Origin of the sequence: Methylobacterium sp. P1-11 (assembly GCF_008329595.1) — a bacterium.
In the GTDB taxonomy this organism is placed as follows: domain Bacteria; phylum Pseudomonadota; class Alphaproteobacteria; order Rhizobiales; family Beijerinckiaceae; genus Methylobacterium.
In genome coordinates this window covers 1-560 of record NZ_NPKS01000123.1, presented here as the reverse complement: position 1 = coordinate 560, position 560 = coordinate 1, and the positions used below count along the sequence as shown (strand labels likewise).

Sequence of the window (560 nt, the reverse complement as noted above, 5' to 3'; positions counted from 1 at the left end):
TCATTAGGATATCAGGGCTCAGTCAGAGCCCATTGGCGGGACGGACGCCGCCCTCGTTTCTCTTCCTCACCAGATAGCGCGATCGCGGAAGCGGTCCGACCGTGGCGCAGGCTGCGGTTTGATCTGCGACTGCTTGATCGTACTGGGCCTGTAGCTCAGGTGGTTAGAGCGCACCCCTGATAAGGGTGAGGTCGGACGTTCGAGTCGTCCCAGGCCCACCATGGACGGGACGCTCACCTCTGGCTTGACCCTTTGGGGCCATAGCTCAGCTGGGAGAGCGCGTGCTTTGCAAGCATGAGGTCGTCGGTTCGATCCCGTCTGGCTCCACCATTCTTTTGGGGTTTGAGGTTGCATCTGCAGCTTCGCTCAATGAGACGGTGTCGAGCCCGCTATCTGGAACATGAGTTTGCCGCGGATGCGGCGTCTCGAGGATCGTCAGATCCGGAGATGCTGCACCGTCAGGCGAAGACATCAGTGACATCGTGAAGAGGGAATGTGGCCGTTGGGGCAGAGAGATCTGCCAACCCCGGCGGTCATGTTCGGCAAGCATACGGTGGTGG

General features: G+C 60.2%; 2 tRNA genes. Both read left to right on the top strand.

The window, feature by feature from the left end:
• Positions 1-144: 144 nt before the first annotated feature.
• Positions 145-221: transfer RNA gene (locus tag CIW48_RS33020), tRNA-Ile, on the top strand.
• 33 nt (positions 222-254) lie between these two features.
• Positions 255-330, top strand: a tRNA-Ala gene (locus CIW48_RS33015).
• Positions 331-560 lie beyond the last annotated feature (230 nt).